We start from the raw sequence: 23,259 nt of genomic DNA, 5'->3' as shown, positions 1-23,259 counted from the left end.
CACCCCGGGCCCGGGCCGAGTCGCCCGGGCCCGGGGCCGCCCGGCCCGGCCCCGCTCAGCCCTCCTCCCCGCCGCCGAAGGCCGACTCGAACTCGTCGATGTCCTCCTGGCCCAGCGAGATCAGCGAGAAGTCCGACGGGGTGTGACCGCCCGGGCCCTCGGCGGCGTGCCGCACCAGGCCCTCCAGCACGGCCCGCCACCGCCCGGCGAGGTCCTCCAGCTCCGCCGTGCCGAGCAGCCCGCCCGGCGACTCCAGGACGAAGCCCAGCTCGGGCCCCCGCGGCAGGTCCCGGGCCGAGCCGTTGATCTCCAGCACGTGCCGCAGCGGCGTCGACGGGTCGACCCCGCCGTCCGGCACCGGGCGCTCGCCCGCCGGCGTCCACGCCCGGGCCGCGCCACCGCCGCCACCGTCCGCACCGCCGGAACCCGTACCGCCGGAGCCCGCGCCGTCCGCGCCCGGGGAGTCCGAACCGCCGAACCGGCCCAGGTAGTTGAACCCGATCTGCGCCGCCGCCAACGGCTCAAGCACCGCCCGGGTGGCCGGGTTCAGGTACCTGAGCAGCCCGTACCCGAGGCCGTCGCCCGGCACCTGCCGCAGCTGCTCCTTGACCCGCTTGATCAGCCGCGCCGCGTCCGCCCCGCCCGCCCGGACCTCGGCCGGGTCGATCGGACCGGGCTCCAGCCACACCGGGTGGACGGCGGTGAACCACCCGACCGTCCGCGTCAGGTCCATGTCCTCGGCCAGCGGCACCCGCCCGTGCGCCTCCCGGTCGATCAGGAAGCCCTGCGGGGCCGGCCCGCCGCGCGAGCGCAGCCACTCGTCGAGCGCCGCGGTCAGCCCGGACAGCAGCACGTCGTCGACGCCCGCGTGATAGGCGGCGGGCAGCGCGGCCAGCAGCGATCCGGCCATCGGCGCCGCGACGGTCAGCTCCGCGCGGGACACCCCGGCCCCCACCGTGTCGGTCCGCGGGTCCAGCGGCCGCCCGGCGAGCGGCTCCTCGACCCGCTCGACCATCCGCCGCCAGGCCGGCAGCTCGTCCACCGTCCGCTGCGCCCTGGCCCGCTGCGCCAGGGCGTCCGCCCAGCGGCGGAAGGAGGCCGGCTCGGGGGCGACGGCCGCCCGCGCGGCGTCCGCGCCGCCGGTGGCCAGGGCCGCGTCCGCGAGCGCCAGGTCGGGCATCAGCACCCGCCAGGAGACCCCGTCGATCACCAGGTGGTGGGCCGTCAGCAGCACCAGGGCGTCCCGGCCGGGGCCGCGCTCGATCAGCACGGCCCGCAGCATCACGCCGTCGCCGGGCGCGAGCGCGGCCTGGGCGGCCGCGGCCCGCTCGTCGACCAGCGCGTCCAGCCGCGGCCCGTCCAGGCCCGCCGCGTCCACCCGGGTCACCAGGTCCGCCGGGTCCACGGCCGAGGCGTCCCGCGGCTCGGGGACCACCAGCTCCCCGTCCGCCAGCCGCGCCCGCAGCACGTCGTGCCGCGCCATGACGGCCCCGAGGACGGCGGCCAGCCGTCCGGGCGTCAGACCGGGCGGGGCGGTCAGCAGCATCGACTGGCTGCCGGCGCGCGCCGCCGAGCCCGTACGGGCCGCGATCTCGCGCATCACCGGGGTCAGCGGCACCGGGCCCCAGGGGACGTCCTCGGGGCGGTCCTGCCGTTCGGCGTCGACCGGCTCGGCCACCCGCGCCAGCTCCGCGGGCGTGCGCAGCTCGAAGATCTGACGCGGGGTGATCGCCAGGCCGGCCTTGCGGGCCCGCCCGGACAGCAGCATCGAGGTGATCGAGTCGCCGCCGAGGCCGAAGAACGAGTCCTCCGCTCCCGCCCGTTCCAGGTTCAGCACCTCGGCGAACAGGCGGCACAGCAGCTCCTCCGTGTCGGTGGCCGCGGCGCGTCCCGCCGTCCGGCCGGGGAAGTCGGGCAGCGGCAGGGCGGCCCGGTCGACCTTGCCGTTCGCCGTCACCGGCAGCGCCTCCAGCACGGTCACCGAGGCCGGGACCATGTAGTCGGGCAGCCGCGCGGCGAGGTGCTCCACCAGCGCCCGCGGTTCGGGCCGGGCCCGGTCGCCGCCGGCCGGCACCACGTACCCGGCCAGCCGCTTGCGGCCGTCCGCGTCCTCCAGCGCGACCACCAGCGCCTGCCCGACGTCCGGGTGCGCGGCCAGCTCGGCCTCGATCTCGGCCGGCTCGACGCGGAACCCGCGGATCTTGAGCTGCTTGTCGGCGCGGCCGAGGAAGAGCAGCTGCCCGTCCCGGGTCCACTGCGCCAGGTCGCCGGTGCGGTACATCCGCGCCCCCTCGGGCTCGCCCTCGGCGGGGAAGGGGCAGGCGACGAAGCGCTCCGCGGTGAGCGCGGGGCGCCCCAGGTAGCCGCGGGCCAGCCCGGCCCCGGCGAGGTAGAGCTCGCCGGTCATGCCGGCCGGCACGGGCCGCAGGAACGCGTCGAGGACGAACGCCCGGGTGTTGTCCATCGGCCGGCCCAGCGGCACCGCGTCGGGCACCGCGTCCGGGTCGGTGAAGGGCAGCTGGGTGGCGAAGGCGGTGGACTCGGTGGGGCCGTAGGTGGTGCGCACCACCAGGCCCGGGTGGGCGTGCAGCAGCGTCCGTACGGCGTGCGCGGAGACGACGTCGCCGCCGGTGGACACCTCGCGCACCCCGGCGAAGATGTGCGCGGCCTGCTCGGCGAGCACCCGGAAGTGCCCGGCCGTGGCGTGCACGCTGGTCACCTTCTGGGCCGCGATCAGCCGGCCGCGCTCGACGGTGTCGGTGTCCCCGGGGGGCACCAGCACCAGCCGGCCGCCGTGCAGCAGCGTCGTCCAGATCTCGTAGGTGGAGGCGTCGAAGGCGTGGTTGGCCTGCACCAGCACCCGTTCGAGGGTCTCGGCCGACCAACAGGTGTCCAGGCAGAACGCCAGGACGCTGCCGTACGTCACCGCGACGCCCTTGGGCAGGCCGGTGGAGCCGGAGGTGTAGATGACGTACATCAGGTTCTCCGGGCGCACCGGCACCGCGGGGAAGGCCTCGGCGTCGGCCGGGGAGTCCTCGTCGGGGGAGCCCTGGAAGAGGGGGTCCTGGGCGGGGGAGCCCGGGGCGGCGTCCCCGTCCGCGTCGGCCGGCTCCAGGCGCAGCACCTCGGCGCCGCCGAACAGCGCCGGGTCGGCCAGGCCGCGCCGCGCGTTCGGCCCGTCGACCAGCACCACGGCCGCGCCCGCCTGCGCCGCCACCGCGGAGAGCCGGGCGGCCGGGTGCCCGCCGTCCATCGGCAGGTACGCCGCCCCGGCCTTGACCACCGCCAGCAGCGCGGTGACCAGTTCGGGCGAGCGCTCGGCGACCACGCCCACCAGCGTCTCCGGGCCCACACCGAGCCCGGCCAGCCGGCGGGCCAGCCGGTTCGCGCGCCGGTCCAGCGCGGCGTAGGTCAGTTCGGTGTCCCCGGCCACCACGGCCACCGCCCCGGGGGTGCGGCGCACCTGCTGCCCGAAGAGCTCGGCGAGCGTGGCGGCGGGCAGTTCGCGGCGGGTCCGGTAGCCGGTCCCGTCGAGCTCGCCGCGCTCCTCGTCGAGCAGCACGTCGAGCCGGCCCAGGGGCACGTCCGGGTCGTCGGCGACCTGGCGCAGCACCAGGAGCATCCGGTCGACCAGGGCGCGGGCGGTGGGTTCGTCGAACAGGTCGGGCCGGTAGTCCAGCCGCAGTTCGATGTCGTCGGTCGGCGTGACCACGATCGTCAGCGGGTAGTGGGCGGCCTCCTCGCCGCCGCCGGCCGACACCCGGATGCCGGCCGGGCCCCGCAGGCCGATCCCCGGCGGCCCGCCCGCCGGTTCCCGCCCGCCGCCCGGCCCCGGCGGCACTCCGCCGCCCGGCCCCGGGGGCGCCTCGCCGTCCGGCCCGGCGGGCAGCGGGCCGCCCGCCTGCCGGCCGCTGCGCAGCGCCGTGCCGCCCAGGCCCTCGCCCCGCGGCGAGTCGGCGGAGGGCCGCGGCGCGTGGCCCGGTGCGCCGGGCCGCCGCGGGCCGGCCGAGGGGGCCGCCATCGGCCCGCGCGGATAGTTCTGGAAGACCATCAGGGTGTCGAAGACCGCGCCCGGGCCGCCGGCGCGCTGGATCTCGGGCAGGCTCAGCTGCTGGTGGTCCAGCAGGGCGGCCTGCTGGTCCTGCAGCGCCGCCATGGCCCGCCGGAACGGCACGGCCGGGTCCAGCGGCACCCGTACCGGCACGGTGTTGATGAACAGCCCGACCATCCGGTCCGCCCCCGCCACCTCGGCGGGGCGCCCGGAGACGGTCGCGCCGAAGACCGGGTCCAGCCGGCCGGACAGCTTGCCCACCAGCAGCGCCCAGGCGACCTGGAAGACCCGGTTGAAGGTGACCCCGGCGGAGCGCGCCGCCTCCCGCAGCCGCTCGGCGAGGTCGTCGCCGAGCCGTACGATGACGTGCCGCAGCATCACCGGCGGGCCGCCGCGGTCGCCGGGGCCCACCAGGGTGGGCTCCCGCGTGCCGGCCAGCATCGCGCGCCAGGCCTCGCGGGAGGCGTCGGTGTCCCGGCGCACCAGCCAGGCCAGGTAGTCCCGGTACTGCGGCACCGCGGGCAGCGCCGAGGCGTCGCCGCCGTTCTCGTAGATCTCCCACAGCTCGCCGAACACGATCGGCAGCGACCAGCCGTCCATCAGGATGTGGTGCATCGTCACCACCATCCGGTGCCGCCCGGGGCCCGCGCGCAGCAGCAGCACCCGCAGCAGCGGGGGCCTGCCGAGGTCGAAGCGCCGCGCGTCGACCGCGGCCAGGCGCTCGGCCTCCCGCTCGGCCTCCGCCTCGCCCAGGTCGCCGAGGTCCGCGTACGTCCACGGGATCCGCACGCCCTTGGCGATCACCTGGACGGTGTCGCCGGCCGAACGGGAGCGGAACGCGGCCCGCAGGCTCGCGTACCGCTCCAGCAGCGCCTGCCAGGACGCCCGGAGCACCTCGGGCCGCAGGTCCCCGTCGAGGTTGAGGATCCGCTGCCCCACGTACACGTCCCGGGGCGCGTCCTGGTCGTACGAGGCGTGGAACAGCAGTCCCTCCTGCAGCGGGGAAAGCGGCCACACGTCCTCGACCGTCAACTGGCTCATCATGCTCTCCGTTCGGGTCGGCCGGGCTCGGGCGCCGCGTCGGGCGGCGGCAGCCGGCGCAGGGGCCCTCCGCCGGGCGGCAGCGGGGGCAGGTCGCCGTAGCCGTTCGCCGGGGGCCGCTCGGCTTCCGGGCGCGGCTCGGGCGGCTTGGCGAACTGGGTCCGGTACAGCTCCGCGTACAGGCCGCCGGCGTCGACGAGGTCGGGGTGGCGGCCGCGTTCGACCACGCGCCCGCCCTTGAGCACGAGGATCTGGTCGGCCTCGCGGATGGTCGACAGGCGGTGCGCGATCACCAGGGCGGTCCGGCCGGACAGCGCGGTCCACAGCGCCTTCTGCAGGGCCGCCTCGGACTCCGAGTCCAGGTGCGCGGTGGCCTCGTCGAGCACCACCACCGACGGCTGCTTGAGCAGCAGCCGGGCGATCGACAGGCGCTGCTTCTCGCCGCCGGAGAAGCGGTAGCCGCGGTCGCCCACCACGGTGTCCAGGCCGTCGGGCAGCGCGCGGACCAGCTCCCAGACCTGGGCGGCCCCGCACGCCTCGACGAGCTGCGCCTCGGTGGCGTCCGGCTTGGCGTAGAGCAGGTTGGCGCGGATGGTGTCGTGGAACATGTGGGCCTCCTGGGTCACCATGCCGACGGTGTCGCGCAGCGAGGCCAGGGACAGGTCGCGCACGTCGTGGCCGCCGATCCGCACGGTGCCCGCGGTGGGCTCGTACAGCCGGGCCACCAGCTGGCTGATGGTGGTCTTGCCCGCGCCGGAGGGCCCGACGAGGGCGGTCAGCCGGCCGGCCGGGGCGCGGAAGCTCACCCCGCGCAGCGCCGGGGTGTCGTCGGGGCGCTCCGGGGCCGGCAGCGACAGCGTCTCCAGCGAGGCCAGGGAGACGTCCTTGGCCGCGGGGTAGCGGAAGGAGACGTCCTCGAACGCGACCTCCGGGGCCGACGAGCGGGCGACCGCGGGCAGCACGACGGGGTCGTGCCGTTCCACGATCGCCGGCCGCAGGTCCAGCACCTCGAAGAGCCGGTCGAAGGAGACCAGTGCGGTCAGGTAGTTCGACTGCAGGTTGGACAGCTGGTTGATCGGGCCGAACAGCCGCGCCAGCAGGGTGGCCAGGGCCACCAGGGTGCCGATCCGGATGGCGCCGCCGACGACCAGTTCGCCGCCCACGCCGTAGACCACCGCGGTGGCGAGCGAGGCCAGCAGCGTCACCGTCACCAGCAGCATCCGCGCGTAGACGGAGGTCACCACCCGCACGTCCCGCACCCGTGCCGCGGTGTCGGCGAAGTGCCGCTCCTCGCGCCGCGGGTCGCCGTAGAGCTTGACCAGCAGCGCGCCGGCCACGTTGAAGCGCTCCTGCATGAGCGAGCCGAGCCGGGCGTCCAGCTGCATCGAGGTGCGCAGGTTGCCCTGCAGCCGGCGCCCGACGACCCGGCCCGGCAGCACGAACAGGGGCACCGTGACGAGCACCACCAGGCCCACCACCCAGGACAGGTAGAAGATCGTGGCGACCACCAGGCCCAGCACCAGCAGGCTGGAGAGCACGTTGGACAGCAGGACGGTCACCGCCTGCTGGGCCTCCATCACGTCGGTGTTGAGCCGGCTCACCAGCGAACCGGTCTGGGTGCGGGTGAAGAACGCCAGCGGCTGGCGCTGCACGTGCCGGAAGACCTCGGTGCGCAGGTCGTAGATCAGCCCCTCGCCGATGCGCGCCGAACTGCGGCTGACGAGGAAGCCCACCAGCGCCTGCAGCAGCGCCAGGCCCGCCACCGCGGCGGCCGCGCCCGCCACCACGCCCCGGTCGCGGGGCACGATGCCGTGGTCGATGAGGACCTTGAACAGCAGCGGCGTGGAGACGGTGATGACGGCGTCGAACGCGGTCAGGCTCAGCAGCGCGGCGATCTGCCCCCGGTAGGGCCGCAGGTAGGGCCGGATCCGCCGCGCGGTGCCGGGCCGCACCCGGCCCCGGGCCGGGTCCGTCCCGTCCCCGGGGGTGGCCCGGATCGTGATCAGCGGGCCCGGGCCGGACATCATGACGCGGCGACCTCCCTGCCGTCGGCGGCCGTGACCGTCCCCGGCGGCCGCTGGTCGGTCCAGACGCGGTCGACGTACGCCAGGCACTCGTCCCGGGTGCCCTGGCCGTGGGCGGTCCGCCAGCCGGGCGGCACCTGCGCGAACGCCGGCCACAGCGAGTACTGGCCCATCGGGTTGACGAGCACCAGGTAGCGGGCGTCCGGGTCGTCGAAGGGGCTGGTCATCTCGGTCTCCTCGGTCGTTCGGGTCCGGGGCCGCCGGGGCGGCGGGGGAGGGGCGGGCACCGGCGCGGCGTCACCCGGGGGGCCCGGCCGCGAAGCGGCCCGCCTTGCCGAGCACGTCCGCCGCGTGGACGCGCAGCGCCTGCTGGACGGCGAACTCCGCCATGTAGGCGCGGAAGCCGTCCGCCGGCTCCAGGGCGAGGTTCACCATCCGGCGGTTGGCGGTGACGGCCGGGTCGCGCAGCAGCTCCAGCGACTCCTCGACGGCCGCGTCGAGGTCCGCCGGGTCGACGACCCGGTCGACGAGCGAGCGGGCCTCGGGGTCGCTCGCGCGCACCCGCCGCCCGCCGAGGATGATCTGCCGGGCCAGCCGCGGGCCGACCGCCGCCGGGAGGCGGAAGTCCGCCGCGCCCGGGACGATCCCCTCCTGCGCGGCCGGCAGGCTCAGATAGGCGTCCGAGGCCGCGAGCACGTGGTCCACCGCGAGCAGCAGCTGCATGCCGCCGCCGATCGCGAAGCCGTCCACCGCGGCCACCCACGGCATGTCCGTCAACGGGTAGCGCCAGGACGGCTCGTCGGTGCGCAGCCCCAGCAGCAGCTTGCGCAGGTAGCCGAGCTCGCGGCGCAGCAGGAACCCGACGAGGGTGATCTCGCCCGCGTGCAGGCGCTTGAGGTTGATCCCGGCGCTGAACACCCGCCGGCCCGCGTGGCGCGGGTGCGTCATCACGCCGCCGCGGATCAGCCCGATCGCGCACCGCCCGTCCAGCAGCGCGAGGTCCACCGCGGTCTCCATGTCGTCGACCTGCTGCTCGTCCTCGGCGTTGAGGCGGTCCCCGGCGCACATGGTGATCCGGGCCACCCCCGCGTCCCGCTCCAGGACGGTGCTCTCCATCCGCACCACCCCGGTGGCCCGGAACTCCCCGAGCAGGCCCAGCGCGCGCCCGGTGGGCCGCAGCATGGAGTCCATCAGGTGCTGCCCGGCGGCCGGGCAGCGCAGCAGGCCGCGCAGCAGGACGCCGACGTCGATCTCGTAGCCGACGCGCTCGGGCACCGGGACGGCCCGCTCCGCCCGCAGCTGCGCGGGCGAGGGCACCAGGTTCGGCACGGCCGCCGCGGCGCCCTCCACCAGCTCGTCCAGGCGCGGGCGCAGCACGCCGCCTCGGGTGAGCCGGTCGTAGAGCTCGCCGGCGTGGCGCTCCAGGAAGGCGGTGCGCTGTGCGCGCCCGGCCTCCAGCGCCCGCTCGGTGCCGGCGTCCGGCCGGGGCCCGGGGAACGGCGGCAGCAGCCGCGCGGCCCGGTCGAGCCCGTCCCCGGCCCGCTCCCGTACGGCGGCCGGCGCCCGCCCGTTCGGCGCGCTCACGTCCTCACCCCGTCCGCGGCCCGGGTGCGCCGCAGCGAGCGGTCGCAGGCGGCCAGGTGCGGGCCGAGCGCGTCCTCGAAGCTCATCCACTGGGCGTCGAAGGCCAGTTGGCGGCGGATCGCGAGCTCCGGGCCGGACAGCCGGCGCAGCAGCCGGGCCGCGGCCGCCACCGCGCGCCCCGGGTCCTCGCTCACCTCGTCCACCAGGCCCCGCTCCAGGGCCTCGCGGGCGGTGATCGGCACCCCGAACAGCACCGCGCGCCGGGCCGGGGCCAGCCCGAGCTGCTGCACCAGCCGGAACCCGGCCATGCCCGGCCAGGTGGCCTGCCCGTGGAAGGACAGCAGCAGCCGCACGTCCGGCGCCGCCACCCGCACGTCGCAGGCCAGCAGCAGGTCCAGCGCCACGCCGCCGCACTCCCCGCTCGCCGCCGCCAGCGTCGCCAGCCGCAGCCGCTCGAAGCGCCGCACCGCCCGCTCCCACTTCGTCACGGCGGCGACGTCGGCGACCTTCCCCACCGCCTCGCCGCTCGGCGCGCCGGAGACGTACACGGCCGCGACGTCGGACCCGGCGGCCTCCGCCTCGTCGCACAGCGCCGACAGGGCGGCGGTCAGCTCGGCCGAGATCTCCCGGGCGCCGTCCACGTGCAGCACGGGTCCTTCGGGCAGGGCGTTGACGGGCATCGGGGACTCCCTCGCGTCGGGTCACCACTGTCACCACTGGATGAGCGCGGATTCGATCGTCGAACCCGGGCCCATGGTCATGAGCACGCCGTAGTCGCCGCCGCGCACCACCCCCTCCTGCAACAGCCGGTCGTAGGAGAACAGGAACGAACCGCTGGAGACGTTGCCGAAGTCGCGCAGCACGGTGATGGTGTGCCGCAGGTCGTGCCGGGTCAGCCCGAGGTTGACGGCCACCGCGTCGATCACCTTCTTGCCGCCCGAGTGCACCAGCCAGTGCGCCACGTCGTCACGGCGCAGCGACGTGCCCGCCAGCAGCCGGTCGATCACGCCCTCCACGTGCGCGCCGACCAGGTACGGGATCTGCGGGTCCAGGAAGAAGCTGAACCGGCCCTGGTCGCGGTCCCAGTCGTAGCGCATCGCGTCGATGGCGTCGACGACCGTCACGCTCGCGCTGCGCAGGATCCGCGGCCCCTCCAGCCGCGGGCCCGGACCCTCGCCGTCCCCCTGCGGCCGCTCGTCCTCCCGGGGCCCGGCCATCACCGCCACCGCCGCCGCGCCGTCGCCGAACAGGCTGTTGACCACGGCCGTGCGCATCGTGGAGTCCATCGTGTACGCCGCCGAGCAGGCCTCCGAGCAGACCATCACGGCCAGCCGGCCCGGATTGGCCACCGCCCAATTACCCACCACCGCCAGCGCGTTGAGCCCCGCATTGCAGCCCATGCCGACGATGTCGGCCCGCGCCGTGTGCCAGTCCATGCCCATCTCGCGGATCATCAGCGCGCTCAGCCCCGGCGTCAGGAACCCGGTCGAGGTCACACAGCACAGGTACGCCACCTCCGACAGGTCCGCCCCGATCCGCTTCAGGCACACCGACAGCGCGTCCGCCCCCATGCTCACCGCCCACGCCCTGTGCTTGTCCAGCAGGTCGCCCTGCGACTCCCGCACCCGCCCGCCGTCCGGCCCCGCCGGGGGCAGCACCAGCGAACGCTGCCGGATCGACCCCAGCAGGAACACCGAGCGCACCTTCCGGTCGGTGATCTCGAACAGGTCGAGCAGTTCCTCCTGCGAATAGTGCTCCGGCGGCACCGCCGTGCCCACGCTCAGGATACGCGGGGCCGTCGCGGCCGGCGCCCGGTCCAGGGTCGCGGTCATGATGCGTCACTCTCCGTTCCGGGTACCGGGCCCGCCGCCGCACGCCCCCCGCTGGACGCCTCCACGAACCGCACGAGCCGCTCCACGCCCTCGACCACCTGCCCCGGCGTCAGCGAACTGATCGACAGCCGGATGTCCCGCTCGCCCCCACCGAACGGATGGAAGAACTCCATCGGCGTCCAGAGCACCCCGAACTCCCGCGCCGAACGCTCCAACGCCGCCGTACCGGTACGGAAACCGGTCCGCAGCGTGAGGAAGAACCCGCCCCCCGGACGGTTCCACCCCACCCCCAGCTCCCGGCGCCGCCCCGGCGGCAGCCACCGCTCCAACTCCGCCAGCGTCGCCGCCATGGCGCGCCGGTAGTGCTCGGCCGCCCCCGCGTTCAGCACCGACAGCCGCCCGTCCACCCCCAGCAGCGCCCCCGCCACCACCGCCTGGCCCAGCGAGGAGGTGTTGACCGTCACCATGCTCTTCACCCTCGCCAGATCCCGCGCCAGCGGCCGGATCCGCCCCCGGCCGTCCCGCACCTCCTGGTCGGCCACCACGTAGCCCACCCGCGCCCCCGGGAACACCGTCTTGGAGAAGGTGCCGAGCTGCACCACGCACCGCGACCCGTCCAGCGCCTTGAGCATCGCGGGCCGCGGCCCCGGACCGCTCAACCGGTACGGGGAGTCCTCCAGCACCAGCAGCCCGCACCGCCGCGCCAGCTCCAGCAGCTCCACCCGCGTCGCCAGGTCCAGCGTCGACCCGGTCGGATTGGCGTGGTCCGGCACCACGTACACCGCCCGTGGCCGCCGGCCCGCCGCCCGCTGCGCCCGCACCGCCCGCGCCAAGTCCGCCACCACCAGCCGACCGTCACGCTCCGGCACCGCGGCCACCGTGACGTCCAGCAGCCGCGCCGCCCCGATGATCCCGGCATAACAGGGAGTCACCAGCAGCAGCACGTCCTCGGGCGTCGCGAACAGCGTGCGCAGCACCAGGAACATCGCCTCCTGCGCACCGACCGTCACCACGATCGACTCCGGCGCGACCTCGAACCCCTCCTCCTGGCGCAGCGAGTGCGCGATCAGCTCCCGGATCTGCCCCGCGGCCGGCGCGTACCGGTGGAAGGCGGCGCGCACCTGCGCCGGCCCCGCGCCCGAGTCCTCCAGGTACTTCGCGTACCGGCGCAGGCAGGCGTGGACGTCCTCGACCTCGAAGAAGCCGTCATACGGCTGCCCCGGCGCGAAGGACACCGCGTCCGGGTACCTGAACGTGATCTCGTTCAGGAAGCTCAGCCGGTCGAGAACCGGGTCCTCGATGCTCGAATGCAGCGTGGTCGAATCGAGCACCATGGTGTCCGCCTTTCCGTGGACGAGCCGCGGGCCGGCACCCCGTCGCCGGGCGGATGCCGGGGCCCGCGTGCAGCACGCACGGCAGGGCGGCGATCCGGCGGCGCCCTGCCGACGGCTCGCCGGTACCGTCCTCCCGCGTTCCAACATCGACCGATCTCGACGTCAACCTCATGGCGGCCCCTCGACCCGGGCCGTGCGCTCCGGCCCCGGCGGCGCCACCACGGGTGCGCCGCCGCATCGGACGGCGCAGGCGCGGTGCTCGCACGGGAGGACGGCCGTCGAAGGCGCGGACCGAACGCGACGCGGGGGTGCGGAGATACCGGCACGCCCTGTCGCCGCTTCGCGCCGGCCACGGATATCGAACGGATACCTGGAGCACAGGGCCCTGTCTGCTGTTTGTCCTTGTTCCAGTACGCGCCTTCGGGCAAGGGACTGTCAAGCGCTGAGGGTTTCCCCTTAATCACGCTCCGCTACGAACCGGCGGGCGGCGGACGGCCGCCCCGGACCCCGCGCCACCCGTCGCCCGGCCCCGCGGCCCCGCGCCGCCGAACCGCCCGGGGCGCCGCCGGCCCGCGCCCCCGCGGCCCGCGCCCACCCGCCCCCGGCCCCCGCCCCGCCGCCCGGAGCCGGGCCCCGCCTGCCGCCGCCCGACACCTGACGTGGTCTCAACCACTGGAAGAAAACCCCAGCTCGACGCAAAGCCGGACCAGCCGACTTGACGGAACTTGCCAACCCCGCACCCCACCCGCACCAGGCATTGACCTGCGCATGACGCCGTGTGAGTGTTCGGGCACCCGAGCGCGGACGGCCCGCACGGCCGCCCCCCGGACGCGGCCCCGCGGCGCGCCCCCAGCCACTGCCGTCCGCGATCGAGGACCCCCACATGCGAGGAGCCCCGATGCGACACAGAGTCACCGCAGGCCGGTTGCTGACCACCGCGACCACCCTGACCCTCCTGGCCGGCACGATCGCCGCCACCGCCGCCGGCCCGGCCACCGCCGCACCCGCGCCCACCCCGGCGCCCAGCGCCCTGGCCGCCGCCGTCAACGCCGCCGACGCCGCCGCGAACGCCGGACTCGACGCCCTGGCCAAGGGATCCGAGGAGACCTACCAGCGCCGGACCGTCACCCCCTGGCTCGGCGGCCTCTACTCGGTCTCCTACGAGCGCAGCTACCACGGCCTGCCCGTGGTCGGCGGCGACGCCGTCGTCCTCGCCGACGGCCAGGGCAAGGTCCGCGCCCTGCAGTCCGCCACCACCGGACCGCTCGGCGCCCCGACCACCCCGAAGGTCAGCGCCGAGCACGCCGAGAAGACCGCCCGCACCAAGCTGGCCGCCGTCGACTCGGTGGACTCCCGCCGCCTGGTCGTCCGGGCCAAGGACGGCAGCAGCAGCCTCGCCTGGGAGACCGTCCTCAAGGGCCGCACCGAAACGGCGCCCAGCACCCTGCACGTCTTCGTCGACGCCACCACCGGCGAGGTCGTCGACAGCTACGACGACGCCCGCGCCGGCACCGTCAACAGCAAGTGGAACGGCCCCGGCCCGCTGACCATCAGCACCACCAACTCCGGCGGCTCCTACTCGCTGCGCGACCCCAACCGCCCCGGCCTGAGCTGCTCCGACTACAGCACCGGCCAGGTCTTCTCCAAGTCCAGCGACTCCTGGGGCAACGGCAGCCCGTCCACCAAGGAAACCGGCTGCGGCGACGCCATGTGGGCGGCCCAGAAGGAATGGGACATGCTCCGCGACTGGCTGGGCCGCAACGGCCACGACGGCAACGGCGGCAGCTGGCCGATCAAGGTCGGCCTCAACGACGTCAACGCCTACTGGGACGGCAGCTCCGTCTCCATCGGCCACAGCCAGAGCGGCGAGTGGATAGCCGCCCAGGACGTCGTCGGCCACGAGTTCGGCCACGGCATCGACCAGTACACCCCCGGCGGCGCCAACAACGAGAACGGCCTCGGCGAGGGCACCGGCGACATCTTCGGCGCGCTCACCAAGGAGTACAACAACGAGCCCGCGCCGTACGACTACCCGGACTACCAGGTCGGCCGCCTGATCAACCTGGTCGGCCAGGGCCCGATCCGCAACCTCTACCAGCCGTCCCTGGTCAACAACGACCCGAACTGCTACTCCTCCGCCATCCCCGGCACCGAGGTGCACGCCGCGGCCGGCCCGCTGAACCACTGGTTCTACCTGCTGTCCAACGGCTCCAACCCCGGCGGCGGCAAGCCCTCCAGCCCCACCTGCAACAACTCCTCCGTCACCGGCATCGGCGTCAAGCAGGCCGGCCAGGTCTTCTACGGCGGCATGCTGCTCAAGACCAGCGGCATGACCTACAAGCGCTACCGCACCACCACCCTGACCGCCGCCAAGAACCTCGACCCGACCTGCACCTTCTTCAACCGCACCAAGGCCGCCTGGGACGCCGTCAGCGTCCCCGCCCAGGCCGGCGACCCGACCTGCACCGGCAACGGCAGCAACGACTTCTCGCTGTCGCTCACCCCGTCCTCCGGCTCCGTCCAGCCCGGCGCCACCACCACCGCCACGGTCGGCACCGCCATCACCTCCGGCACCGCCCAGACCGTCGCCCTGACCGCCTCCGGCCTCCCGGCGGGCGTCACCGCGAGCTTCAACCCCTCCTCCGTGCAGGCCGGTTCGTCCGCCACGCTCACCCTGTCGGCCGCCGCGAGCGCCGCGAGCGGGACGTACCAGATCACCGTCACCGGCACCGCCGGCGCCACCACCCACACCGCCCAGTACAGCCTCACCGTCGGCGGCGGGGGCACCCCCAACCCCGGCGGCACCTGGACCGCCGGCACCACCTACCAGGCCGGCGACGTGGTGACCTACAACGGAGTCAGCTACCGCTGCCTCCAGGGCCACACCGCCCTCGTCGGCTGGGAGCCGCCGAACGTCCCCGCCCTGTGGCAGGCCGTGTGACCCACCCGCGCTGACACCCACTGAGCTGCTGCGCCGCGGCCCGTCGAGGGGGACGGACCGCGGCGCAGCCGTGTGCGCGCGGCAACAGGACCCCGCGCTCCCGCGTGACCGCTTCCGCCGCCGGGCGCCGCCGCGGTTACGGCGTCGCCGCGGGACTCACGGTGCCCGGCGGTGACGGCAACGGCGGCTGTGTCACCGGGACGGAGCGGATGGAGGCGAACACCTGCCGCACCCGCAGCAGCGTCGGCTCGGACGGCTGCCGCAGACAGGCCGTCACCTCGACCACCGCCCCGGCCCCCGACCGGTCCACGGTGCGCAGGCCCGCCAGCTCTCGGCTGCCGCCGAGCGCCGCGCAGTCCTTGTCGAGGCCCGTGTCGGCGAGCGCGGGCGGGCCCGCGCCGATCTTGCCGGCCAACCCCTGCCCGTCCACCAGCCGGAACGACAGGACGACGCCGTCCACGGGCAGCCGCCCGTACAGCGGGCAGCGGGCGGCACCGGCCGTGCAGGACGGTTCCGGCCCCAGCGCCTCGGTGCCGAGGTAGCCGAACTTCTCCTGGGGGTCGGCGGGCAGCGTGGCCATGGCGTGCCAGCCCGGCGGCGGGTCGAGCACCATCTCCGGCAGCCGCGGGAAGAACAGCCTGCTCCCGGTCGGGGCGGCCGTCGGGGTGGCCGAGGCCGTCGGCAGGGGCGGCACCGTCGGGGCCTGGGCGGCCCCGGAGCCCGCCGGCCCCAGCGCCGCCCCCCGCACCGGGGACGGCGCGAGCGCGGGCGCGGCGGCCAGCACGGCGGCGCTCAGGCCGACGGCCAGTCCGGCCGCCAGCCCGGCCGCCCGGCGCCGGCGCCTGGACCTCTCGACCCGGGCGAGGACGCGCTCCATCCGGTCCTCGGGCGAGGCCAGCGCCGGCACCGCGCGGCGCAGCAGCACCCGCAGCTCCTCCTCGTCGTGCCCGCCGTCGTCCGGCCCCGGCGGGCCGAGCAGCTCAGTTCCGTTCACGAGGTCCCCCGTCCAGCAGCAGCTCCCGGGCCGGGAAGCGTCCGCGCAGGGCGGTGAGCGCCCGGTGCGTCTGGCTCTTGACGGTACCCGTGCTGCAGCGCAGCACCTCGGCGGTCTCCTCGACGCTGAGATCCTCGAAGAAGCGCAGCACCACCACGGCCCGCTGACGCGGCGGCAGCGACCGTACGGCCTCGGCGACCACCTGGCCGATCACCACCCCGTCGAACGGGTCCTCCCGCGGCGGCGGCTCCGGCAGCTCGCCGTGCGGCAGCTCCCCGGTCCAGCGCCGCCGCCACCAGGAGACGTGGCAGTTCACCAGGACCTTGCGCAGGTACGCCTCGGGCCGGTCGGGGGCGACGCGCGTCCACTTGGGCCAGACCCTGGCGAGCGCCGTCTGCAGCAGGTCCTCGGCCTGGTGCGGGTCGCCGGTCAGCAGCCACGCGGTGCGCAGCAGCTTCGGCCCGCAGGCGGCCACGAACTCCTCGAAGTCCGGCGGTATCGCGTTCGTCATCCTGCCGTCGTCCCCGCCATGGTGCCCGTGCCGTTCCCGTCCGCCGTGTCGGCCGCTCGGGCCGCTGTCTCGTTCTTCCTCTCACGGCAGCTCGACGCGGTGGGGAGCCGTTCGGGTTGCCTGCCGCGGGCGTGCTCCTTGCCCGCGGCAAGGTCCTCGCCTGGGGCCGCCGCCCCTGGCCGGCCCCGGCCTTCCCCGGGCTCTTCGCCGCGCCCTGAGCCCGGGCTCTTCGCCGCGCCCTGAGCCCGTGCCCTGAGCCCGCGCCCGTTCCCGGCCGCGAGCCCGGCCGCCGGAGCCGCCTGCCGCTCCCGGCCGCCGGTCTCAGTGGGGCGGGGAGCCGTCCGGAAGGGCCGCCGCGCCCCCGTCGGCCTCGCGGCACGCCCCGCAGGTGTTCCAGCGGGGCCGGCCGGGAGCGGGGGAGCGGTGCGGAGCGAGGGTCATGTCGCCGGTGCGCAGGCCGCACAGGGTGAGGGGCCCGCAGACGCCGGAGGCCTCCGCGACGGCGGCGTGCGCGAGGCGCACCGGGTTCTCGGGGTCCGCCGGGACGCGGCCGGGGCCGAGGATCCGCACATTGGTCGGCGTATCGGGTTCGAGCACGATGACGGTGTCCATCTCCACAACTTCGCCGCCCCGCGGGTCCGCTGCAACGCGCGCGGGCATCCGGACCAGCCACCGACACCCCCGGGGAGCGCGGACGGCCTCATCGCCGCGCTGCCCGCCCGGGCACCGCATCCTGCCCGTACATCCCTTACCCGCGGCCCGCCGCACCGGGTATGCAGGGAGGGCACAGCGAAACTGCCAGCCCTACGAGCGGAGTTCCATGCACGCGCACGAGCCGACGAAGAAGGACGGGCAGCCGCGGCGCAGCACCGGGAACACGGCCGAACGGCCGGGACGGGCAGCGAGCGGGCAGCTGCCCGACGCGCTCCTCGCACTGCAGCGCACCGCCGGCAACGCGGCCGTCGTCCGCATGATCCAGCGGGGCCGCCACCCGTACCCGCACCCGGCGGAGCCGGTGCAGCGCTCCGCCGTGCACGACGTCCTGCGCGCCTCCGGCAAGCCGCTGGACGAACCGCTGCGCCGGGAGATGGAGTCCCGCCTGGGCGCCGACTTCTCCGACGTCCGGCTGCACACCGGCTCCGCGGCCCGCGCGTCCGCCGCCGAGGTGGGCGCCCGGGCCTACACCTCCGGCAGCCACGTCGTCATCGGCGAGGGCGGCGGCGACAAGCACACCCTCGCCCACGAGCTGACGCACGTCCTGCAGCAGCGCCGGGGGCCGGTGGCCGGTACGGACAACGGGTCGGGGCTGAGCGTCTCCGACCCCGGCGACCGCTTCGAGCGCGAGGCCGAGGCCAACGCGACCCGGGTGATGGCACGGGTGCCCGGGCCGGGCGCCGCCGTCCAGCGGGAGGCCGACGCCGGGGCCCGGGACGCCGCGCGCGCCGCCGGCCCGACGGCCGTCCAGCGTTTCACGGAGGTCACCACCGAGGAGTTGGGGCCCGTGCGGGCCTCGCAGAACGGCCTCTACCTGCTGACCGTCGACCCCGGGGCGGACACCACCGTCATCTGGGTCCGGGAGGACGCCCCGGCGCCCCGGTACTGCAAGCGGACCAAGCAGAGCGGGCTGATCGGGGAGCACACCTACACCCAGTACGAGCCGAAGACGTCCTTCCTCGCGGACTGCGCCCACACGGCCGAGGAGATCATGCACGGGCAGCGGCTGGCCCTGGGGCAGGACGCCAGCGAATTCGCCCTGGGCGGCAACCAGTTCGGCCTGGGCGAGCAGGAGAACGTGGCGGGCGCCCGGGCCTACGCGAACGCCAGGCCCGGCGGCCCGCAGGCGGACGGCGAGGAGCGGCCGGCGCCCGGGCAGGCGTTCGCCATCGTGGAGACCGCCTGGGACGAGGACTTCGAGCACCCCGAGAACACCACCGGGTGGCCCTACCACGTGGCGGCCGTCGTCGCCGTGGACGGCGACGACCACATCACCGTGGAGCAGGCCGCGGACGGCAACGACGCGCAGGCCCGCCAGGGGCACGAGGGCATCGTCGACATCTACACCGCCGGCACCGACCCGACCACCGGCCGGGCGCTGCCGCACAGCTTCCACGGCCGCAACACCGGCGGCGAGACGCAGAACTTCTCGGACGGCGCCATCACCGTCATCCTCCAGCCCGTCAACCTGGGCGAACTCGACGAGGAGTCCGGCCGCCGCAAGCTCGTCTGACCCGCCGGGGCCCGCTCGCCGGCCCGGGGGCGGCGAGCGGGGAGGCTCAGTGGCAGACGAGCTTGTTGCGGGCGAGTTCCTGCACGGTGCCGGGGGAGACCGGGGTGTCGCAGGAGACGGTGCCCTCGATCTCGGCGTCGAAGGTGCTGTAGGTGGGGTGGTAGCCGAAGACGTACGCCCAGTGCCCCTTGCTCGGGTCGCCGCCGATGGGCCCGGAGTTGACGCACGTGAAGGCGTCGGCCGTGCCCTGGACGCGGTGGGTGCCCTTGAACACCGCGTAGTCGCCGGGGCGGGAGAAGTTCAGGGTGATCTTCTGGGACCAGCTGCTGGTGGTGGACTTGCCGGTCTGCACGGAGAAGCCGACCTTGACGGCGACCTTCGCGAAGAGCGCGTTGGCCGCCGAGCTGATCTCGGTCGATGCGTTGAACGTCGTGCTGACGGCCTGCACCTCGGAGACGGTGGTCTCGATGGTGCCGGTGGTGCCCGGGGCGATGGTGATGCCCTTCCAGTGCGTCAGCACCGGGTCGACGGTGGCTGTGGAGACCTCGAACAGCTGGGTCTGCGGGACGCGCGGGTCGCAGGGCTCGTCCAACGGGTCGGCGTGGGCGGTGCCCGCGCCGAGGGCAGAGGCGGCCGCGGTCAGGACGGCGATGACGGCGGGTAACGCGATCCGCCGCCGGGATGTGTTCGTCAACGGGACTCCTCGGGGGAGGGGTGTGTCGGACCGTCATGCTATCGACACATGGCATGGCCTGGTCAGGGTCGGGCGGTGACGGATCCCCGGCCGCGGCCGCCCCGGCGTCGGCGCCCCCTCGCCCCGGAGCCGGTCCCGGCGCCCTTCCCGTCCCGTTCCCCCGCCCGCTCGGGCATCCGGGTGAAATGACGCGGAGTCGCCTGGCGAGAAAGGAAGCCGGGTCCGACGCTGCCAGAATGCAATTTCTTCGAGGGCCACCCGCACAGGGGGTGTCGCCGGACAGCTGGAGCGGAACATGCGAATCATTCGACCACGCAATAGTCCGGAAAGAGGGACCGGCGCCGGAACGGGATGCTTCCCGTGGACGCTCATGTACCACTCGGTGACATCGGCGGCCGAGGACCCCTATCTGATCACCGTCGATCCCGCGCGTTTCCGCCGCCAGCTGCGCTGGCTGTCGGCCCGGGGGCTGCGCGGGGTGTCGGTGGGCGCCCTGATGCGCTCCCACCGGGAGGGCCGCGCGGCGGGCCTGGTCGGGCTCAGCTTCGACGACGGGTACCGCGACTTCGTGGAGGAGGCCATGCCCGCGCTGGCGGAGCACGGCTTCACCGCGACGGTCTACGTGGTGGCCGACCGGCTGGGCGGCTACAACGACTGGGACCGGCAGGGCCCGCGCAAGCCGCTGATGACGGCCCGGCAGGTCCGCGAGGCGGCCGCCGCCGGGGTGGAGATCGGCTCGCACGGGCTGACGCACCGCCGTCTGGCCGGCCTGGGCGCGCGGGACCTGGCCGCCCAGGTCGCCGACAGCCGCCGCCTGCTGGAGGACGTCACGGGCTCGCCCGTCGACGGGTTCTGCTACCCGTACGGCTCGTTCGACGACGCCGCGGTGGAGGCGGTGGCCGAGGCCGGCTACGACTACGGGTGCGCGGTCAGTCCCGGCGTCCACAGCGGGGTGTTCGCGCTTCCCCGATGTTACGTCGGCGACCGGGACGGACCGCTGCACCTGACCGCGAAGCTGGTGCGCGACCGCTGGCGGCGCTGACCGCCGCTCAGCGCGCGGCGGCGGGCTCCGCGGCGGGCTCCTCGACGGGCTCCGCTGAGGGCCGCGCGGCGGGCTCCAGGCGCAGCCAGGACTCGTGCCACAGCAGGGCGCAGCGGCGGTCGCAGCCCGTGGCCAGCGGCTCGCCGCCGCAGCGCAGGCCCTGCAGGATGAACCAGCGCCCGCCGGTCGGGTACTGCCACCAGGCGAGGGAGCGGTGGCGCAGCTCGACGGCGCCGTGCCGGGTGCCGGCGTAACGCTCCATCCCGGGCTGGAAGGGGACGCCCCGCAGGCGCCCGTCGGGGTCGAGGGTCGCCCGGATCTCGGCCAGGCCGCGCACGGTCGCCCACAGGGCGACGGGCCGGGCGGCGGGGGCCGGCGCGGGGGCGGGCTCCAGCCACTCGTCGCGGAACAGCAGTGCGCAGTCCATCCCGCAGCCCTGGGTGCCGTCGGCGCCGTGGCAGGTGGCGCCGGCCAGCGCGACGGTGCCCGACAGGCGCCGTACCCGGTAGTGGTCGTCGATCATGCGGCGCACGACGCGTTCGACCTGGTAGACGCCGCCGCAGAAGGACCACTGGCTGCCGGTGAACCACAGGCCGCGGTGGCGGTCCCGGTCGTCGAGGGTGGCGCGGACCGCCGCCTCGTCCTTCACCCGCACCCAGTCCCCCTCGGCGAAGCGGGAGGGCCGCCCGGGTGCCGGGATGTCGGCGCGGCGCTCGCGCAGCTCCTCGCGGGCGATCCGTGCGCGGCGCACGACGCCGAGCGGGGGGAGGTCCCGCAGCGGCAGGCTCTTGTACTGGCACCGGTTCGCGGCGGTCCCGCAGCGCAGCTCCGTGGCACGGGTGAACCGTGATTCCTCGACGGCCATCAATGAAATCCCATCGGGTTTGGAGATATCGGCACAGGCTAGCGCAACCTGCCTTTCCCCGGCCCGGCTCCGGGCCCTGTTCGATGCCATGTCGAAAGAAATAGCACTAGACCAACTAAGAGCCTTCTTGAGTGAAAAACCGGCATTTCCGGAGGGCCCGGGTTCACAGGCGTGTAATGTTCCCACCGTTGCCGGGGTGGAGTGGCCGAGTGGCGAGGCGACGGCTTGCAGGGCCGTTCAGATGGGTTCGATTCCTATCTCCACCTTTTCCTCCGCGGGCGCCGAAACCGGACCGCCCGGCCGCCGGCTCGATGGAGCCGGCGACCGGGCGGTCACGGGTGTGCGGGGCCGCGTCGCGCGGCCGGGCGGTCAGACGGCGGTCTTCTCGCTCCGCTCCGCCGGGAGGCCGGCGGGCTGCCCGGCGGCGGGGGAGGTGTTCTCCCGGGGCGTGGGGAGCACGGCCATGATCGCGGCGGAGATGACGATGGTCGCCGCCCAGGCGAGCCCGTACTTGCCGACGAAGGTGTCGGAGAGCGGCCCGGCGAACCAGTCGCACGTGGTGAAGGCGAGCCCGAACAGCAGCGCGACCACCCAGGACACCATCGCCTGCCAGCAGAAACCGCCCTTGTACCAGTAGCGGCTGGTCCGGCCGGTGTCCATCAGCGCGGCGGCGTCGTAGCGCACCGCGCGCGAGCGGCGGCGGAACATGTCCACCGCGTAGACGCCGATCCAGGCCGAGAAGGAGACGGCGAGCAGGATCAGGAAGGTGATGAAGGAGCCGAGGAAGCTCTTGGCGACCAGCATCAGCAGCAGGCCGCCGACCAGCGAGATCACGGCGTTGATGCTGACGGCCGTGGCGCGCGGCAGCTTGACGCCCATGGTCTGCGCGGTGAAGCCGGCCGAGTACATGGAGAGGCTGTTGATCAGCAGCATGCCCACGATCGCGGTCAGCAGGTAGGGCACGGCCAGCCAGGTCGGCAGCAGGTCGCCGAGGAAGGAGACCGGGTCGGCGGCCTGCGCCAGGCCGGGGGAGGCCACCGCCATCACGGCGCCCATCAGCACCATCGGCACCATCACCAGGCCGGCGCCGGAGACCGTCACGCCGACGATCCTGCGGCCGGAGGCGGCGTGCGGCAGGTAGCGGGTGAAGTCCGGGCCGGTGGGGACCCAGCTGATGCCGCCGGCGGCGATGGTCCCGATGCCGGCGATCATCATCGCGGTGGTGCCCGCGGGCTTGGCGAAGACCTCGCTCCAGTGGATGGTGGCGACCAGGTAGCCCAGCACCAGGATGCTGAAGACGCCGAAGAGGTACGTCGACCAGGTGTTGCAGACGTTCAGCGCCTTGCGGCCCATGCCGGAGACCAGGAAGGTGCAGGCGACGAAGGCGAAGAGCGTGACGACGATCAGCGCGGTGTTGCTCTTGACGCCGAAGAGCAGGTCGAGGACGGTCAGCACGGCGTAGGCGCCGGTGACGGCGTTGATCGTCTCCCAGCCGAAGCGGGCGATCCACAGGATCGCGCCGGGGAAGAGGTTGCCGCGCACGCCGAAGGTGGCCCGGGAGAGCGTGGCCCCCGGGGCTCCGCCCCACTTCCCGGAGACCGACAGCAGGCCGACCATGCCGAAGGAGGCGAGCGCCGCGCACGCGGCGACGACCAGGACCTGCCAGAAGTTCAACTGGTTGAACACCACGAGGGCCGCACCCATGGTGAGGAGCAGGACGCTGATGTTCGCCGCGACCCAGGTCGGGAAGAGCTCGCGGACTCTGCCCCGGCGCTCGTGGTCAGGGACGGGTTCGATACCGCGGGTCTCTATCGCGCCGTCGACGTCGACGGTGGACAGGTTGTCCATGAGGGTGGCTCCGTGCGTGTGAAGCGGGGAGGTGAAAACAGACAAATGGAACATTTACTGAACTCTTCGCGCGTAGCGCGGGAGTTCAGCCATCCTACTTTGTCCACTTCGTTCCCGATCCGGCCCGGAGCGCGGGGCGAGGGCGCCGCCACGGTCGGTGACCCGCCCGCCCGGGCGGGCGGGTCACCGAAGTGGCAACTGCCTGAGGCGAGGGACGTGAGTTCAGCACTCACCGCGGACTCCTTCGTCGTGACGCATGGTTACGGCAACC

The 23,259-nt window shown here is 74.9% G+C and carries 15 protein-coding genes, 1 tRNA gene and 2 pseudogenes; 5 read left to right on the top strand and 13 right to left on the bottom strand.

Features of this window, described 5'->3' with window-relative positions; genetic code table 11:
* Positions 1-55: 55 nt before the first annotated feature.
* The 7 genes from ACWD4P_RS26350 to ACWD4P_RS26320 all read right to left on the bottom strand — a co-directional run bounded on the left by ACWD4P_RS26350 (position 56) and on the right by ACWD4P_RS26320 (position 11,866).
* Positions 56-5,092 (bottom strand): amino acid adenylation domain-containing protein, encoded by a 5,037-nt coding sequence (locus ACWD4P_RS26350; protein ID WP_449781278.1) that lies wholly within the window; start codon positions 5,090-5,092, stop codon positions 56-58.
* On the bottom strand, positions 5,092-7,119 hold the full coding sequence (locus ACWD4P_RS26345; RefSeq protein ID WP_449781277.1) for an ABC transporter ATP-binding protein: 2,028 nt from the start codon (positions 7,117-7,119) through the stop codon (positions 5,092-5,094). The genes ACWD4P_RS26350 and ACWD4P_RS26345 overlap by 1 nt, the downstream gene beginning before the upstream one ends.
* The gene (locus tag ACWD4P_RS26340; RefSeq protein WP_449781276.1) at positions 7,116-7,343 is read right to left on the bottom strand and encodes an MbtH family protein; all 228 of its coding nucleotides are present in this window, start codon (positions 7,341-7,343) and stop codon (positions 7,116-7,118) included. Before ACWD4P_RS26340 ends, ACWD4P_RS26345 begins: the two co-directional genes overlap by 4 nt.
* 70 nt (positions 7,344-7,413) lie before the next feature.
* Positions 7,414-8,700 carry a (3,5-dihydroxyphenyl)acetyl-CoA 1,2-dioxygenase DpgC gene (dpgC, locus tag ACWD4P_RS26335; protein ID WP_449781275.1) on the bottom strand — a complete coding sequence of 429 codons (1,287 nt, stop codon included), beginning with the start codon at positions 8,698-8,700 and terminating at the stop codon, positions 7,414-7,416.
* Positions 8,697-9,380: an enoyl-CoA-hydratase DpgB gene (gene dpgB, locus ACWD4P_RS26330; RefSeq protein ID WP_359818758.1), complete on the bottom strand. Its 684-nt coding sequence runs from the start codon at positions 9,378-9,380 to the stop codon at positions 8,697-8,699. Before dpgB ends, dpgC begins: the two co-directional genes overlap by 4 nt.
* A 30-nt stretch (positions 9,381-9,410) precedes the next feature.
* Positions 9,411-10,532 (bottom strand): 3,5-dihydroxyphenylacetyl-CoA synthase DpgA, encoded by a 1,122-nt coding sequence (gene dpgA, locus ACWD4P_RS26325; protein WP_359818761.1) that lies wholly within the window; start codon positions 10,530-10,532, stop codon positions 9,411-9,413.
* Positions 10,529-11,866, bottom strand: a complete 1,338-nt coding sequence (locus ACWD4P_RS26320; protein WP_449781274.1) for an aminotransferase-like domain-containing protein — start codon at positions 11,864-11,866, stop codon at positions 10,529-10,531. Before ACWD4P_RS26320 ends, dpgA begins: the two co-directional genes overlap by 4 nt.
* Before the next feature lie 928 nt (positions 11,867-12,794).
* On the opposite strand from ACWD4P_RS26320, the pseudogene ACWD4P_RS26315 reads away from it, so the two are divergent.
* A pseudogene (locus ACWD4P_RS26315) lies at positions 12,795-14,669 on the top strand (M4 family metallopeptidase); the annotation flags it as partial.
* Positions 14,670-14,681: 12 nt separating this feature from the next.
* Positions 14,682-14,807, top strand: a pseudogene (locus ACWD4P_RS26310) (carbohydrate-binding protein); the annotation flags it as partial.
* A gap of 136 nt (positions 14,808-14,943) precedes the next feature.
* Here ACWD4P_RS26310 and ACWD4P_RS26305 read toward each other — a convergent pair.
* The 3 genes from ACWD4P_RS26305 to ACWD4P_RS26295 form a co-directional block, all read right to left on the bottom strand.
* Positions 14,944-15,801, bottom strand: coding sequence for a hypothetical protein (locus ACWD4P_RS26305; protein ID WP_449781273.1), 858 nt, complete (start codon positions 15,799-15,801; stop codon positions 14,944-14,946).
* Positions 15,788-16,312 carry a SigE family RNA polymerase sigma factor gene (locus ACWD4P_RS26300; RefSeq protein ID WP_449781272.1) on the bottom strand — a complete coding sequence of 175 codons (525 nt, stop codon included), beginning with the start codon at positions 16,310-16,312 and terminating at the stop codon, positions 15,788-15,790. The genes ACWD4P_RS26305 and ACWD4P_RS26300 overlap by 14 nt, the downstream gene beginning before the upstream one ends.
* 321 nt (positions 16,313-16,633) lie before the next feature.
* Positions 16,634-16,924 (bottom strand): hypothetical protein, encoded by a 291-nt coding sequence (locus ACWD4P_RS26295; RefSeq protein ID WP_449781271.1) that lies wholly within the window; start codon positions 16,922-16,924, stop codon positions 16,634-16,636.
* A 208-nt stretch (positions 16,925-17,132) separates the two neighbouring features.
* Here ACWD4P_RS26295 and ACWD4P_RS26290 point away from each other — a divergent pair, with 208 nt between their 5' ends.
* Positions 17,133-18,539, top strand: coding sequence for an eCIS core domain-containing protein (locus tag ACWD4P_RS26290; RefSeq protein WP_359818775.1), 1,407 nt, complete (start codon positions 17,133-17,135; stop codon positions 18,537-18,539).
* 46 nt (positions 18,540-18,585) lie between these two features.
* Here ACWD4P_RS26290 and ACWD4P_RS26285 read toward each other — a convergent pair whose 3' ends face one another.
* Positions 18,586-19,233, bottom strand: a complete 648-nt coding sequence (locus ACWD4P_RS26285; RefSeq protein WP_359818777.1) for a hypothetical protein — start codon at positions 19,231-19,233, stop codon at positions 18,586-18,588.
* 370 nt (positions 19,234-19,603) lie between these two features.
* On the opposite strand from ACWD4P_RS26285, the gene ACWD4P_RS26280 reads away from it, so the two are divergent.
* Positions 19,604-20,275 (top strand): polysaccharide deacetylase family protein, encoded by a 672-nt coding sequence (locus tag ACWD4P_RS26280; protein ID WP_449781270.1) that lies wholly within the window; start codon positions 19,604-19,606, stop codon positions 20,273-20,275.
* A 7-nt stretch (positions 20,276-20,282) separates the two neighbouring features.
* Here the strand turns inward: ACWD4P_RS26280 and ACWD4P_RS26275 are convergent, their stop codons facing one another.
* On the bottom strand, positions 20,283-21,140 hold the full coding sequence (locus ACWD4P_RS26275; protein WP_449781269.1) for a hypothetical protein: 858 nt from the start codon (positions 21,138-21,140) through the stop codon (positions 20,283-20,285).
* Between the two features lie 195 nt (positions 21,141-21,335).
* On the opposite strand from ACWD4P_RS26275, the gene ACWD4P_RS26270 reads away from it, so the two are divergent.
* A tRNA-Cys gene (locus tag ACWD4P_RS26270) sits at positions 21,336-21,406 on the top strand.
* A 103-nt stretch (positions 21,407-21,509) separates the two neighbouring features.
* Here ACWD4P_RS26270 and ACWD4P_RS26265 read toward each other — a convergent pair.
* The gene (locus ACWD4P_RS26265) at positions 21,510-22,988 is read right to left on the bottom strand and encodes a purine-cytosine permease family protein (protein WP_449781268.1); all 1,479 of its coding nucleotides are present in this window, start codon (positions 22,986-22,988) and stop codon (positions 21,510-21,512) included.
* Between the last annotated feature and the right edge of the window lie 271 nt (positions 22,989-23,259).

Source organism: Kitasatospora sp. NPDC002543 (assembly GCF_053594915.1).
The sequence above is the reverse complement of the archived record's forward strand: the minus strand, read 5'-3'. Positions and strand labels throughout refer to the sequence as shown.